Origin of the sequence: Methylobacterium organophilum, from assembly GCF_022533465.1 — a bacterium.
Lineage (GTDB): Bacteria > Pseudomonadota > Alphaproteobacteria > Rhizobiales > Beijerinckiaceae > Methylobacterium > Methylobacterium organophilum.
Window position 1 is genome coordinate 4,208,487 of the sequence record NZ_CP092848.1, and the last position, 12,099, is coordinate 4,220,585.

Here is a 12,099-nt window from a genome sequence, read left to right on the forward strand (position 1 = left end):
CTCCGGAGGGGGAGGCCTCGCCTGCCCCGCGCGAGAGAAACCGAGACGGGCACGCCATGCCCGGGCCCCGCGCCAAGACCGAAGAAATCCCAGAGGAAACCCGAGATGTCGCTCGTCAACGGACGCTGCCGCGCGGCCGCCTCGGCCGCTGCCCTGACCGCCCTGGCCTGCCTGTGGGCGCCGGCGGCCTGGTCCCAGGAGCCGAAGGCCGCCGAGAATGCCCAGGGGACGAAGGCCGATCCGGGCCGCCTGCGCATCTGCGCCGCCGAGCAGCCGCCGCTCTCGCTCAAGGACGGTTCCGGCCTCGAGAACCGCATCGCCGCCGCCGTGGCCGAGGCCATGGGCCGCAAGCCGGACTTCGTCTGGCTGGGCAAGCCCGCGATCTATCTCGTGCGGGACGGGCTGGAGAAGAAGGCCTGCGACGTCGTGGTCGGGCTCGATTCCGACGACCCGCGGGTCCTCACCACCAAGCCCTATTACCGCTCCGGCTACGTCTTCCTCACCCGCGCCGACAAGGACCTCGACGTGAAGTCCTGGGCCGATCCGCGCCTCAAGCAGGTCGACCACATGGTGGTCGGCTTCGGCACCCCCGGCGAGGCGATGCTCAAGGATATCGGGCGCTACGAGGAGGACATGGCCTACCTCTACTCGCTCGTGAACTTCCGGGCCCCGCGCAACCAGTACACCCAGATCGATCCGGCCCGGATGGTGAGCGAGGTGGTGGGCGGCAAGGCCGACGTCGCCGTGGCCTTCGCCCCCGACGTCGCCCGCTACGTGCGGGATTCGTCCACGCCCCTGCGCATGACGCCGGTGCCCGACGACACCACCCGCAGCGACGGCCAGAAGATGCCGCAGAGCTTCGACCAGTCCATGGGCGTGCGCCGGGACGACACCGCGCTCAAGGCCGAGCTCGACGCGGCGCTCGCCAAGGCCAAGCCCCGCATCGACGCGATCCTGAAGCAGGAGGGCGTGCCGGTGCTCGCCGCCTCCAACTGAAATACCGGCCGGATCCGATGCCGTGATGAGGAAGACGAACAGCACGATGACGAAGAAGAAAATGAACGCGACCGCCCTCGCCGCCCTGCTCGGCGCGGGGTTCGCCGCGGTGAGCCTGCCCGCGCTGGCCCAGCCGCAATCGGCGCCGCAGACGGGCGTCGTGTTCCGCAACACGGTGACCGGCGAGCAGCTCGACGTGTCCCAGGGCAAGGAAGGCGGTCGCGACACCCCGGCGGTGAAGAAGTTCTTCGAGACCGGCGTGAACAGCTACATCGACGACAAGTCCTGCCTGAGGAACGGCGAGAGCCTGTTCGCCACCTCCTGCTCGGGCTGCCACGGCCATCTCGCGGAGGGCAAGCTCGGCCCGGGCCTCAACGACAATTACTGGACCTATCCGAGCAACACCCAGGATACCGGCCTGTTCTCGACGATCTTCGGCGGCGCCAACGGCATGATGGGCCCGCACAACGAGAACCTGACCCCCGACGAGATGCTGCAGGTCATCAGCTGGATCCGGCATCTCTACACCGGGCCGGTGCAGGACGCCGTCTGGCTCAATGACGAGCAGAAGAAGAACTACAAGCCCTACAAGCAGGGCGAGGTCATCCCGAAGGACGCCCAGGGCCAGTGCAAGCCGCTGGAGGAGTGATCCGCCGGGGAAGGGGTCGTGCCCTCCTGGGCGCGGTCAAGGGGCGGAGGAACCGCTCGCGCAATCGAGAGACGGAGAGGAAACCATGAAGACCTATCTGCTTGCCGCCGCGGCCCTCGCCGGTGCCGTGATCGCCCTTCCCGCCGCCGCCTATGACGGCACCAAGTGCAAGGCCGCCGGCAATTGCTGGGAGCCCAAGCCCGGCTTCCCGGAGAAGATCGCCGGCTCGAAGTACGATCCCAAGCACGACCCCAAGGAGCTGAACAAGCAGTCCGAGTCCATCAAGGCGATGGAAGAGCGCAACAAGAAGCGCGTCGAGGCTTTCAAGAAGAACGGCAAGTTCGAATACGACGTGAACAAGATCTCGTCGAACTAAGCTCGGCCCTCCCCCCTTCCCGGGGGAGGGGCTCCGCGGAGGCGGGGCGGGAGAGGGGAGCGAGCGCCCCGAACGCGGCGCCCGCCCTCGACGCGATGCGGGCACCCGACGCCGGGCGCCCCTCTCCCGGACCCCCTTCGGGGCCGCCCTCCCCCGCCTCGGGGCGAGGGACAGCGCGGCGCCGTGGTTGCGCTCGCGTCCTCAACGAGACCCATCATTGCAAGGCCCGTCCGGCGAATGAACACCCTGCGCCCCGGCGACGCGATGCTCACCGACTGGCGGCAGGCCGCCGCGCGCTTCGAGGGCGCGATCGCCAAGGCGGTGGTCGGCCAGGAGAAGGCGATCCGCCTCGTCACCATCGCGATCTTCGCCCGCGGGCACGCCATGCTCGAAGGCGATGTCGGGGTCGGCAAGACCACCCTGCTGCGGGCGGTGGCCCGGGGGCTGGGGGGCGCCTACGAGCGCGTCGAGGGCACCGTCGACATGATGCCGACGGACCTCATCTACCACACCTTTCTCGGCGAGGACGGGCGCCCGCGGGTCGAGCCCGGCCCGGTGCTGCGCCGATCGGAGGACCTGTCGGTCTTCTTCTTCAACGAGATCAACCGGGCCCGGCCCCAGGTCCACGCCCTGCTCCTGCGCCTGATGGCCGAGCGCAGCGTCACCGCCTTCAACCGCGAATACCGTTTTCCCCATCTCCAGGTCTTCGCCGACCGCAACCGCGTCGAGCGCGAGGAGACCTTCGAGCTGCCGGCGGCGGCCCGCGACCGCTTCCTGATGGAGATCGGCATGGAGGCGCCCCGGGACGCGCAGGCCCGCCGCGCCCTCGTGTTCGATCCGCGCTTCCACGACACCGACCGGCTGATCGGGGAGGTCGAGGCCGGGGTGCTCGACCATGCGCGCATCGGCGCCATCGCCAGCGCGATCCAGCACGCGGTCCGGGCGGAGCCGGCCATCGAGGCTTACGTCGGCGGCCTCTGGGACGCGCTGGTCCGCCCCGGAGCCGCGGGCATCCGCCTCTCGGGCATCGACATGGACCGCTTGATCCAGGGCGGAGCCTCCCCCCGCGGCGTCGCCTTCCTCGTCCGCGCCGCCCGCGTCCGCGCCTGGCTGGAGGGCCGGGACTGGCTGGTGCCGGAGGATGTCCGCGCCGTCTTCCCCGAGGTGATGGCCCACCGCGTCTTCCTGGAGCCGGTCTACGAGATGCGGCGCTCGGCCATCGTGCCCGAGCTCATCCGGGCGGTGTTCGAGACGGTGCCCGCCCCGTGAGCGCGGAGGAGGACGGGGCCGACATCGTCTATCTGCCGCGCTGGCGGCCCGGCGGCCAGAGGATCGGCGCCCATCGGGGGCGCGATGCCGGGGGGCTCGGCACCTTCCGCGATCAGGTGCCCTTCCTGCGCCTGCCGGATGCCCGGCGCATCGACCTGCGCGCCTCCCTGCGGGACCCGTTCGAGGGCGTGTTCGTGCGCCGCTTCGAGGCGCGCAACCCCGTCGAGACCTATGCCCTGGTCGACCTCTCCGCCTCGATGCGCTTCCGCGGCCGCGCCGACCGCCTCGGCCTCGCCGCCGCGCTCTGCGCCGGGCTCGCCCGTTCCGCCACCCGCATCGGCGACGGCTTCGGCCTGATCGGCTGCGACGGCGCCCTGCGGGAGGACCTGTTCCTGGCCGCCACCCGCCACCGTGCGGCGGCCCTCGCCGCGGCCGGCCGGATCGGGGCCGCGCGCTGCGCCGGGTCGAGCGCGGAGGGCCTGCTGGAGGCGGCCCGGCGCCTGGCCGGGCGGCCGAAGCTGATCTTCCTCGTCTCGGATTTCCGCTGGCCGGAGGCGCTGATCGGGCAGGTCTTCGCCGCGCTGGCGCTGCACGACGTGACGCCGGTCCTGCTCGCCGATGCGGCCGAGGACACGGCGCTGCCGGCCTTCGGCCTCGTCGAGCTCGAGGATCTCGAGGGCGCCGGGCGCCGCCTCGTCTTCCTGCGGCCCTCTCTGCGCCGCCGCTGGCTCGCCCGGGAGGCGGACCGGATCGAGACCCTGCGCCGGCTCTGCGCTCCCTTCGCCCGCCCCCCCTTCCGCCTCGCCGACCGCTTCGACGCGGAGGCGCTGAGCCGGCACCTGATGGCGACGTGACGATGCGCGCGCTCCTCTCCGCCGCCCTGCTGCTCGCCCTCGCCGCCCTGCCCGCCGCCGCCCAGATCCGCGGCGTCGAGCTGCGCACGCCCCGCGCCTTCGGCTATTTCCTCGGCGACCTCGTCCTGGTCCAGGCCGAGATCCGCCTCGATCCGGGCTTCACCCTGCAGCGGCCCTCCCTGCCGAAGCCCGGCCCGGTCGCCTATTGGCTCGACCTGCGGGCGATCGCCGCCGACGAGCAGCGCGCGGCCGACGGCTCGACCCTGGTGCGCCTGCACCTGACCTATCAGACGTTCTACGCCGCCCTCGACACCCGCACCCTCGAGGTGCCGGGCTTCTCCGTCGTGGTGGAGAGCCGGGGATCGGACGGCCTCACCAGCGCCGTCGCCCCGATCCCGGGCTGGAAGCTCGGCGTCTCGGCCCTGCGCGAGGTGCAGCCGGAGCGCCACGACGACGCGGCCGAATACCTGCGCCCGGACGGCCGCACCCCGCGCCTCGACCCGCAGCCCGCGGCGGCGACCGCCCTGGGGCTGACCGCCCTCGCCGCCCTGGCCGGCCTCGTGCTCGCCCGGGACCGGGCCTGGTGGATCTTCGGGCGGCGACGCGGCCGGCCCTTCGCCCGTGCCCGCAAGGCCCTGCGCCAGGCCCGGCCCAGGGCGCAGGGCGAGGCCCTGTATCGCGAGGCTCTGCTCGCCCTGCATCGCGGCCTCGACGAGACCAACGGCGCGCGCCTGCTCGCCGACGACCTGCCGGGCTTCCTCGCCCGGCACCCGGCCTTCCGGGCGCAGGCCGCGGCCCTGGCGACGTTCTTCGCGGCGTCGCGCCTCGTCTTCTTCGGCCGCGAGACGGCGGCCGCGAGCCGCGCCCTGCCGCTGCCCGACATCGAGGCCCTGCTCGGACGGCTGTCCGCCATCGAGCGGAGCGCGTGAGCGCGATGGCCGCCCTCCTGCCCCCCCTCGGGGTCGTCACGCCCCTGTGGCTCTGGCTGCTGCCCCTCGCCCTGCTGCCGCTGGCGCTCTCCGCCAACCGCCGCATGGCGATCTCCGCGATCTCCGCCGCGCCCGAGGATCCGCTCTCCTCCGCCCTGCGCGCGGTGCTGACGCTGGCCGGCCTCCTCGCCATCGGCGGCCTGATCCTGGCGCTGTCCGGTCCCTACCGGGCGGGGGAGCGGGTGACCCGGATCGGCATCGGCGCCCAGGTCTCGATGCTGATCGACCGCTCCGGCAGCATGAACGAGACCTTCGCCGGCCGTCAGCCCTCGGGCGCCGAGGAATCGAAGGCGATGGCCTCCCGGCGCATCCTCGGCGACTTCGTCGGTGACCGCGCCCACGATCAGTTCGCGGTCACGGCCTTCTCCACCGCGCCGATGCTCGTCGTGCCGATGACCGACCGGCACGAGGCCGTGCGCGCGGCCATCGCGGCGATCGACCGGCCGGGGCTCGACTACACCAACGTCGCCCGAGGCCTGGGGCTGGCCCTGGCGCAGTTCGGAGCGAACGCGCCGGGCGTGTCCCGCGCCCTCCTCCTCGTCTCGGACGGGGCGGCGGTGATCGACCCGCGCATCCAGGACCAGCTGCGGGCGCAGTTCGCCAAGGTCCGGCCGAACCTCTACTGGCTGTTCCTGCGCACCAAGGGCTCCCCCTCGATCTACGACAAGCCGGCGGGGGAGGACACGCCGCAGGCGGCGCCCGAGCGCCATCTCGACCTGTTCTTCAAGAGCCTCGGCATCCCCTATCGCGCCTTCGAGGCGGAGGGGGCGGAGGCGGTGGCGAACGCGGTCCGCCAGATCGAGGCGCTGGAGCGCGATCCCATCCCCTATACCGAGGAGCGGCCCCGCCGGGACCTCACCCCCTTCGCCTACGGCCTCTCCGCCTTCGGGCTCCTCCTCCTGGTGCTCGCCAAGCTCGCGGAGGCCGATCTCGTCCGCGCCGCGCCCGCCCGGGCCGCCGCGGCCCCGGTGCAGGACGCTCGGAGGGAAGCCGCATGACCGCCTCGACCCGCGCGCCCGCCCCCGGCCTGGGCGCCCGCCTCGGCGCGGAGATCCGCCGCGCTTGGCGCGCGGGCCGCCCGCACCTGCTCGTGCTGCTGCCGATCCTGCTTCTGGCCCTCGCCATCCTCTCCGCGCTCTCCGCCTGGAGCGCGGCGCGCACCAACGCGGCCATCGCTGCCCTGGAGGCCGGGCGGGAGGTCGCCGTCGCCCCCGACGCGCCCGGACCCCTCCTCGTCGCGCGGGTCAAGTTCCTGGCTCGGCGCGACCGGCTGGACGAGGCCGAGCCGCTTCTCGAAAGCCTCGACCGCAGGGGCAGCCCGGAGCAGGCCGCCCGCGCCCGCTACAGCGTCGCCAATGCCCGGATCCGGGAGGCCTTCCGGCTGATCGAGCGCAGCGAGCTCGACAAGGCCGGCCCCCAGGTGACCCTGGCCCGCCAGGATTACCGCCGGGCGCTCCAGGCCAAGCCCGATTTCTGGGACGCGAAGTTCAATTTCGACGTGGCCTCGCGCCTGATCCGCGACTTCCCCGAATTCGACCGCACCTTCGGCGACGAGATGAAGGCCGAGCCCAAGCAGATCTGGACGGACATCCCCGGCCAGCCGCGGGGTGGGCCATGACGCGACCGGGGAGCCTGCTCCGCGACCTGCCCCTCGCGCGCAATCTGCGCGACCGCCGCCTGCAGGCGCTGGGGGCGGCCCTGCTGCTGACGCTGCTCGCGGCCTTCGTGCCGCCCCTGCCGCTCACGCGCTCCGGCGTCGCGGTGCTGGCGGTGGTCGACATCACCGGCAGCATGAACGTGCGCGACTATACGGAAGGCGGCAAGCCGGTGAGCCGCCTCGACACCGCCAAGGCCGCCCTGCGCCGGCTCGTGGCCGACCTGCCCTGCGGCTCGCGCCTTGCCCTGGGGCTGTTCACGGAGCGCCGGCCCTTCCTGCTGTTCACGCCCATCGAGGTCTGCGCCGATTTCGCGCCCCTGGACGGGGCCCTGGCCGCCCTCGACTGGCGCATGGCCTGGGAGGGCGACAGCCGCGTGGCGGCGGGCCTGCACCGGGCGGTCGCCATGGCGGGCGAGCTCGGCACGGATCTCCTCTTCGTCAGCGACGGGCAGGAGACGCCGCCCCCGCCCTCCACGGACCTGCCCCCCTTCGAGGGCAAGCCGGGCGCGGTGCGCGGCCTGATCGTCGGGGCGGGCGGCTACGCCCTGTCCCCGATCCCAAAATACAACGACCGCGGGCGCGAGACCGGCTTCTACGCCGAGACCGACGTGCAGCAGGAGAACCGCTTCGGGCCGCCGCCGGCGGATGCGGAATCCCGGGAGGGCTACAACCCGCGCAACGCCCCCTTCGGCGCCGCCGCGGCCCGGGGCACGGAGCATCTCTCCTCCGTGCGCGAGGCGCATCTGAAGGCCCTCGCGGCCCAGACCGGCCTTGCCTATGCGCATCTCGACGGCCCGGGCGGCCTCGCCGCGCCGCTCGCCGCCGCCGCGACCCCGCGCCCCCTGCCCGGCCGGCTCGACCTGCGCCCCTTCCTCGGCACCGCGGCCCTTGCCCTGGTCCTCGCCACCTTCCTCGCGGGGCCGCTGCGCGCGCTGCGGCCCGCCTCCCCCCTCACCGCAAGCAGGATGTGATCATGCGTTTCCCCTTCGTCGCGCTGTCCGCCTCGGCGCTCGCGCTGGTCGCGAGCGTGGCGCTCGCCCATGGCCCGACGCCGCAGAAGATCGTCCAGTCGGTCACGATCCAGGCGAAGCCGGAGGCCGTCTGGAAGGTGGTGGGCGACTTCGCGGGCATCGGCCGATGGCATCCGGACGTGGCCAAGGCCGAGGGCACCGGCGGCAACGGCGAAGGCGCGGTCCGCACCGTGACCCTCAAGAACGGCGGCGTCCTCAAGGAGGGCCTCGACGAATGGAAGGCGGAGGCGCGCACCTATTCCTACCGGATGTCCGATCCGGACCTGAAGGCGCTGCCCGTCTCCTCCTATTCCGCGACGATCACGGTCTCGCCCGAGGGCGACGGCGCCAAGGTCGAGTGGCTCGGCCGCTTCTACCGCGGCGACACCGGCAACGAGCCGCCGGAGGAATTGAGCGACGAGGCCGGCCGCACGGCCATGAACGCGTATTTCGCCGCCGGGCTCAAGGGCCTGAAGGCGGCGGTGGAGGGCAAGTAGGAGGCCCCTTCCCCATGATCCGTCCCGCCCTCGCCATCCTCTGTCTCGCCGCCGCCGCCGGCCTGCCCGCCCGGGCCGGCACGGTCTTCGTCGCGAGCCAGCAGGCGGGGCAGCTCTCGCGGATCGAAGCGGCGGCGGTGGCCGGCCAAGCGTCGGTCCCTGCCGTGTCGGTCCCGGCGGCGCCGGCCACGGTCGCGGCGGGCGGCGGGCTGGTCTTCCTCACCCACCCGGACGGCCACGCGATCACCGTGGCCGAGGCCGCCACGGGCCGGGTGCTGCGCCGCCTGCCCTATGCCGGCCAGGCCTTCGGGCTCGCGGCCGGCGCGGACGGGCGCCACCTCTTCGTCGCCGACTGGTCCGGCCACCGCGTCGACCGGATCGCGGCGGCGGATGGCCGGGTCGAGGCCTCGGCCGAGACCGGCCGGGATCCGGCCCATCTCGTCCTCGACCGCGCCGGCCGGCTCTTCGTGGCGGACCGGGAGAGCCGGCAGGTCAGCGTGTTCGACGCCGCCCGGATGGTGCGGGTCGCGACGATCCCCGTGGGCGAGGCGCCCTTCGCCCTGGCGCTCAGCCCGGACGAGGACCGGCTCTATGTCGGCAACGTGCGCAGCAACGACCTCACGGTGATCGACACCGGGACGCTCACGGCGCGCGCGACCGTGCCCGCCGGCGGCATGCCCTACGGCGTCGCGGTGAGCCCGGACGGGGCGCGGGTGCTGGTGACGAACCAGCATGCCGGCACCGTCACCGTGCTCGATGCCGGGACGCTCCGCGTCGCGGCGACGGTCGGCGTCGGCCGCTACCCGGAGGGCATCGCCATTTCGGACGGCCGGGCTTATGTCGCCAACTGGTTCTCCGACGACGTCTCCGTGATCGATCTCGCCACGCTGAAGCCGGTCGCGCGCCTGCCGGTGGCCGAGGGGCCGCGCAGCCTCGCCGTCGCCGCGGGGGCCGTATCGGAGGGGGAGACGCGATGAAGGCCGTTGCCGCGCTCGGCGCGCTGCTGCTGCTCGGCGCCTGCGACCGCGGCGAGGAGCAGGCCTCCCGGGGCGAGGACCAGGCCGTGGTCGCCACGACCGCGGAGAAGGACCTGCCGGATTGGCTCGGGCAGACCGACGGGACGGAGCCGGCGCGCTGGCTCGCCGGCCGCGCGGCGGGCCATCCCCTCCCGGGGGATGCGGCGGAGGTGATGGCGATGCGCGAGGCCCTCGCGCAGGCGCGCGGCGGCTTCGTGGAAGACACGCGCATGATCGCCAACCGCACGGTGCAGCTCGGGCAGATGCTCTCCGAGATCGGCAAGCCCGAGCCCTATCTCGTCCTGCTCCAGGGCCTGGGCCGGATCGCCGCCGAGCGCGGGCGCCACAAGAGCCTCTACGGCGAGATGTGCCAGCACTACTACAACACCCGGGCCCAGGGCGCCGACCACGACACGGCCCTGGCCCGCCTCGCCGAGCGGGAGCGGCGATGACGCCCGGCCGCCCCAGCGCCCGGCGCCCCGCCGCGCCGCCGGCCCGGCCGGAGGCGGTCCTCGTCGTGGACGATCACCCGATCGTGCTGCAGGGGCTGCGCCGCCTCGCCGAGGAGGCGGGCATGGCCCGCGTGTTCGAGGCCGCCGACATCGTCTCGGCCTACCGCCTGTTCCACCGGCACCGGCCCGGCCTCGTGGTCGCCGATCTGAGCTTCCGCGACGGCGGCCTGTCCGGCCTCTCCCTGATCCGCCGGATCAAGGCCCTGGAGCCGGAGACCCGGATCCTGGTCTTCAGCATGCACGCCGATCCGGTCGTGGTCTCGCGCGCCCTGGAGAGCGGCGCCCTCGGCTTCGTGCTCAAGGATGCGGGGAGCGAAACGGTCCTGGAGGCGGTCGCGGCGGTCGGCCTGGGCCGGGGCTACCTGCCCCACGCGCTCGCCACCGACGTCGCCATGCTGAACCGGAGCGTGCGCCCCGCCCCGCTCGCCACCCTGAGCGCCCGCGAGCTGCAGGTCCTGTCGCTCCTGAGCCAGGGCAAGTCCTACGAGGCGATCGCCAATGCCCTCTCGGTGAGCTACCGGACGGTGATCAATGCGAGCTCCAGCATGCGCCGGAAGCTCGGCGCCGAATCTAGGGCCGCCCTGATCCGCATCGCCGTCAGCCGGGCGGGCACCATCGCCTGAGGCGGAGCCGCCTCCGCCTAGAGTTCCGCGCTCACCGCCATCCCGTCATAGGCCGGCACCACGCCGGGCGGCAGCTTGCGCGCCAGCGTCGCGTAGTCGAGGTCGGTGTGCAGGTTGGTGAGGATCGCCCGGCGGGGCTTCACCGCCTCGATCAGGGCGAGGGCGTCCGAGACCGAGTAATGCGTCGGATGCGGCGTCTCGCGCAGGGCGTCGATGATGAGCAGGTCGAGGTCGCGCAGGCGGTCGACCGCCGCTTCCGGCATCAGGCTCACGTCCGGCGCGTAGGCGACGGGGCCGAAGCGGAAGCCGAAGGCCGCCTCGTTGCCGTGCTCCATCCGGAAGGGCAGGGCTTCCACCGGGCCGCCCTCCCCGTCGACGGCGAGCACGGCCTCCTCGGCGAGGTCGTGCAGGTCGAGGATCGGGGGATAGGCCGAGCCCGGCGGCGTCTCGAAGGCGTAGCCGAACCGGGCCAGGAGCAGGGCGCGGGTATGCGCGTCCGCATAGACGGGGATGCGCTGTCGCATGTCGATGACGAGGGGGCGCAGGTCGTCGATGCCGTGGGTGTGGTCGGCATGGGCGTGGGTGTAGAGCACGGCGTCGAGCCGCTTCACCTCCGCCTCCAGGAGCTGCTCGCGCAGGTCCGGCGAGGTGTCGACGAGGAGCCGCGTCCTGCGCGCGCCCTCCTCCCGCTCCACCAGCAGCGAGCAGCGCCGGCGGCGGTTGCGGGGATCGGCCGGGTCGCAGGCGCCCCAGCCGTAGCCGACCCGCGGCACCCCGCCCGAGGAGCCGCAGCCGAGGATGCGCAGGTTCAGGCGCGCCATCGCGGCTCCGTTCCGGTGGAGGCCCGCCGGTTCATGCCGCCTCCGAGCGGGCGGCCTTGTCGAACAGGCGGTGGAAATTGGCGGTGGTCAGGGCGGCGAGATCCGCGAACGGCAGGTCCAGGGTCTCGGCGAGCGAGCGGGCGGTGTCGGCGGTGTAGGCCGGCTCGCAGCGCCGGCCGCGATGCGGCTCCGGGGCGAGGAAGGGCGCGTCGGTCTCCACCAGCAGCCGGTCCCGCGGCACGGCCCGGGCGATGTCGCGCAGGGCCGTCGAGCGCCGGAAGGTGACGATGCCGGAGAAGGAGACGAACAGGCCGAGCTCGACCCCGACCGCCGCCAGTCGCGCGCCGGAGGAGAAGCAGTGCAGCACCGCCTTGAAGGCGCCCCGGCCCATCTCGTCGCGCAGCACCGCCTCCATGTGCTCGTCGGCGTCGCGGGAATGGATCACCAGGGGCAGGCCGGTCGTGCGGGCGGCCTCGATATGGGCGCGCAGCACCCGCTCCTGCACCGCCTCCGGCGCGGCGTCCTCGTAATGGTAGTCGAGCCCCGCCTCGCCGATGCCGATGCAGCGGGGATGGTCGGTGAGCGCGGCGATGGCCTCGGCCGGGACGTCGGGCTCCTCGCCCGCGCCCTGGGGATGGGTGCCCACCGTGTACCAGACGGCCGGATGCGCCTCGGCGATGGCCCGGTAGGTGTCGGCCTTGGCGACCCGGGTCGAGATCGTGACCATGCGCGTCACCCCGGCGGCCTGCGCCCGGGCGATCACGCCGGGCATGTCCTCGGCGAATTCGGGGAAATCGAGATGGCAGTGGCTGTCGACCAGCATGGAAGGC

15 protein-coding genes are annotated in these 12,099 nt (G+C 73.5%); 13 read left to right on the plus strand and 2 right to left on the minus strand.

Translation table 11 applies throughout. From position 1 onward, the window contains the following. The first annotated feature begins 105 nt into the window (after positions 1 to 105). The 13 genes from moxJ to MMB17_RS19895 all read left to right on the plus strand — a co-directional run bounded on the left by moxJ (position 106) and on the right by MMB17_RS19895 (position 10,448). Positions 106 to 996 (plus strand): methanol oxidation system protein MoxJ, encoded by an 891-nt coding sequence (moxJ, locus tag MMB17_RS19835; protein WP_241100012.1) that lies wholly within the window; start codon positions 106 to 108, stop codon positions 994 to 996. Positions 997 to 1,042: 46 nt separating this feature from the next. Beyond that, complete coding sequence (gene moxG, locus MMB17_RS19840) at positions 1,043 to 1,645, plus strand: cytochrome c(L), periplasmic (protein WP_241100013.1); 603 nt, start codon at positions 1,043 to 1,045, stop codon at positions 1,643 to 1,645. Positions 1,646 to 1,730: 85 nt separating this feature from the next. After that, positions 1,731 to 2,021 carry a methanol dehydrogenase [cytochrome c] subunit gene (locus MMB17_RS19845; protein ID WP_238311310.1) on the plus strand — a complete coding sequence of 97 codons (291 nt, stop codon included), beginning with the start codon at positions 1,731 to 1,733 and terminating at the stop codon, positions 2,019 to 2,021. 237 nt (positions 2,022 to 2,258) lie between these two features. Continuing rightward, a complete protein-coding gene (locus MMB17_RS19850) occupies positions 2,259 to 3,290 on the plus strand; it encodes an AAA family ATPase (RefSeq protein ID WP_241100014.1) in 1,032 nt (343 codons plus the stop codon). Then, on the plus strand, positions 3,287 to 4,144 hold the full coding sequence (locus MMB17_RS19855) for a DUF58 domain-containing protein (RefSeq protein ID WP_241100015.1): 858 nt from the start codon (positions 3,287 to 3,289) through the stop codon (positions 4,142 to 4,144). The genes MMB17_RS19850 and MMB17_RS19855 overlap by 4 nt, the downstream gene beginning before the upstream one ends. Positions 4,145 to 4,146: 2 nt before the next feature. Then, positions 4,147 to 5,073, plus strand: coding sequence for a nonribosomal peptide synthetase MxaA (locus tag MMB17_RS19860; RefSeq protein ID WP_241100016.1), 927 nt, complete (start codon positions 4,147 to 4,149; stop codon positions 5,071 to 5,073). Between the two features lie 5 nt (positions 5,074 to 5,078). Beyond that, complete coding sequence (locus tag MMB17_RS19865) at positions 5,079 to 6,131, plus strand: vWA domain-containing protein (RefSeq protein ID WP_241100017.1); 1,053 nt, start codon at positions 5,079 to 5,081, stop codon at positions 6,129 to 6,131. After that, positions 6,128 to 6,751: an MxaK protein gene (locus tag MMB17_RS19870; RefSeq protein WP_241100018.1), complete on the plus strand. Its 624-nt coding sequence runs from the start codon at positions 6,128 to 6,130 to the stop codon at positions 6,749 to 6,751. The genes MMB17_RS19865 and MMB17_RS19870 overlap by 4 nt, the downstream gene beginning before the upstream one ends. Beyond that, complete coding sequence (locus MMB17_RS19875) at positions 6,748 to 7,761, plus strand: vWA domain-containing protein (RefSeq protein WP_241100019.1); 1,014 nt, start codon at positions 6,748 to 6,750, stop codon at positions 7,759 to 7,761. The genes MMB17_RS19870 and MMB17_RS19875 overlap by 4 nt, the downstream gene beginning before the upstream one ends. Before the next feature lie 2 nt (positions 7,762 to 7,763). Continuing rightward, on the plus strand, positions 7,764 to 8,297 hold the full coding sequence (locus MMB17_RS19880) for an SRPBCC family protein (RefSeq protein WP_241100020.1): 534 nt from the start codon (positions 7,764 to 7,766) through the stop codon (positions 8,295 to 8,297). Between the two features lie 14 nt (positions 8,298 to 8,311). Next, positions 8,312 to 9,274, plus strand: coding sequence for a YncE family protein (locus MMB17_RS19885; RefSeq protein WP_241100021.1), 963 nt, complete (start codon positions 8,312 to 8,314; stop codon positions 9,272 to 9,274). Further along, positions 9,271 to 9,765, plus strand: a complete 495-nt coding sequence (locus MMB17_RS19890) for an MxaH protein (RefSeq protein ID WP_241100022.1) — start codon at positions 9,271 to 9,273, stop codon at positions 9,763 to 9,765. Before MMB17_RS19885 ends, MMB17_RS19890 begins: the two co-directional genes overlap by 4 nt. Continuing rightward, positions 9,762 to 10,448: a response regulator transcription factor gene (locus MMB17_RS19895; RefSeq protein WP_241100023.1), complete on the plus strand. Its 687-nt coding sequence runs from the start codon at positions 9,762 to 9,764 to the stop codon at positions 10,446 to 10,448. Before MMB17_RS19890 ends, MMB17_RS19895 begins: the two co-directional genes overlap by 4 nt. A gap of 17 nt (positions 10,449 to 10,465) precedes the next feature. Here the strand turns inward: MMB17_RS19895 and MMB17_RS19900 are convergent, their stop codons facing one another. Together MMB17_RS19900 and MMB17_RS19905 are read right to left on the minus strand one after the other, a co-directional pair. Continuing rightward, positions 10,466 to 11,269: an MBL fold metallo-hydrolase gene (locus tag MMB17_RS19900; RefSeq protein ID WP_241100024.1), complete on the minus strand. Its 804-nt coding sequence runs from the start codon at positions 11,267 to 11,269 to the stop codon at positions 10,466 to 10,468. 31 nt (positions 11,270 to 11,300) lie between these two features. Continuing rightward, positions 11,301 to 12,092 (minus strand): TatD family hydrolase, encoded by a 792-nt coding sequence (locus MMB17_RS19905; RefSeq protein WP_238311299.1) that lies wholly within the window; start codon positions 12,090 to 12,092, stop codon positions 11,301 to 11,303. Between the last annotated feature and the right edge of the window lie 7 nt (positions 12,093 to 12,099).

Coding starts and splice junctions, on each gene's coding strand:
- moxJ (WP_241100012.1), top strand. CDS start 106: ATGTCGCTCGTCAACGGACGCTGCCGCGCGGCCGCCTCGGCCGCTGCC.
- moxG (WP_241100013.1), top strand. CDS start 1,043: ATGACGAAGAAGAAAATGAACGCGACCGCCCTCGCCGCCCTGCTCGGC.
- MMB17_RS19845 (WP_238311310.1), top strand. CDS start 1,731: ATGAAGACCTATCTGCTTGCCGCCGCGGCCCTCGCCGGTGCCGTGATC.
- MMB17_RS19850 (WP_241100014.1), top strand. CDS start 2,259: ATGAACACCCTGCGCCCCGGCGACGCGATGCTCACCGACTGGCGGCAG.
- MMB17_RS19860 (WP_241100016.1), top strand. CDS start 4,147: ATGCGCGCGCTCCTCTCCGCCGCCCTGCTGCTCGCCCTCGCCGCCCTG.
- MMB17_RS19865 (WP_241100017.1), top strand. CDS start 5,079: ATGGCCGCCCTCCTGCCCCCCCTCGGGGTCGTCACGCCCCTGTGGCTC.
- MMB17_RS19870 (WP_241100018.1), top strand. CDS start 6,128: ATGACCGCCTCGACCCGCGCGCCCGCCCCCGGCCTGGGCGCCCGCCTC.
- MMB17_RS19875 (WP_241100019.1), top strand. CDS start 6,748: ATGACGCGACCGGGGAGCCTGCTCCGCGACCTGCCCCTCGCGCGCAAT.
- MMB17_RS19880 (WP_241100020.1), top strand. CDS start 7,764: ATGCGTTTCCCCTTCGTCGCGCTGTCCGCCTCGGCGCTCGCGCTGGTC.
- MMB17_RS19885 (WP_241100021.1), top strand. CDS start 8,312: ATGATCCGTCCCGCCCTCGCCATCCTCTGTCTCGCCGCCGCCGCCGGC.
- MMB17_RS19890 (WP_241100022.1), top strand. CDS start 9,271: ATGAAGGCCGTTGCCGCGCTCGGCGCGCTGCTGCTGCTCGGCGCCTGC.
- MMB17_RS19895 (WP_241100023.1), top strand. CDS start 9,762: ATGACGCCCGGCCGCCCCAGCGCCCGGCGCCCCGCCGCGCCGCCGGCC.
- MMB17_RS19900 (WP_241100024.1), bottom strand. CDS start 11,269: ATGGCGCGCCTGAACCTGCGCATCCTCGGCTGCGGCTCCTCGGGCGGG.
- MMB17_RS19905 (WP_238311299.1), bottom strand. CDS start 12,092: ATGCTGGTCGACAGCCACTGCCATCTCGATTTCCCCGAATTCGCCGAG.